This window comes from Neisseria sp. P0021.S007, from assembly GCF_051956855.1.
In genome coordinates this window covers 1-750 of the sequence record NZ_JBQCXA010000415.1, presented here as the reverse complement: position 1 = coordinate 750, position 750 = coordinate 1, and the positions used below count along the sequence as shown (strand labels likewise).

General features: G+C 52.9%; 1 protein-coding gene. It reads left to right on the top strand.

The features are described 5' to 3' along the window. On the top strand, window positions 1-750 hold a 750-nt coding region (locus tag ACTHUR_RS13730; protein ID WP_440399085.1), incomplete at both ends, for an aminopeptidase P family N-terminal domain-containing protein.

The window sequence follows — 750 nt, the reverse complement described above, 5'->3', positions numbered from 1 at the left end:
GTGTGGGACGACCGTCCTGCATTGCCGACTCCGGAAATCTACGTTCACCATCCCGACTATGTTTCCGAAACGGCGGCCGAAAAATTGGCCCGTATCCGTGCGGCCATGAAAGAGCAGGGCGCAGATGCGCATTTGGTTTCTTCTTTGGACGACATCGCTTGGATTACCAATCTGCGCGGCGATGATGTACCGTTCAACCCCGTGTTCTTGTCCCATTTGTTTATCAGCCAAGACAAAGCCGTATTGTTTACCGATGCAGGCCGTCTGAAAGCCGAATCTGCCGAAGCCTTGAAAGCGGCAGGCTTTGAAGTATTGCCTTATGCGCAAGCGGCGGACTACTTGGCAGGCGTTAAGGGCGCATTGCTGATTGATCCGAACAAAACTGCTGTCGGTACTTTGCGCCGCCTGCCTGAAGACGTTCGTTTGATTGAAGCCATCCACCCAAGCACATTCTTCAAATCAGTCAAATCCGATGCCGATATCGCCCATATCCGCAATACCATGGCGGAAGACGGCGCGGCATTGTGCGGCTTCTTTGCCGAGTTTGAACAAATCTTGGCAGACGGCGGCGAATTGAGCGAGCTGGATATCGACGGCATGCTCTACAAACACCGCAGCCAACGTCCCGGCTTTATTTCGCCAAGTTTCGATACCATCGCGGGCTACAATGCCAATGCCGCCTTGCCTCATTACAGTGCGACACCAGAAAACAACAGTAAAATCAAAGGCGACGGTATGCTGCTGATTGAC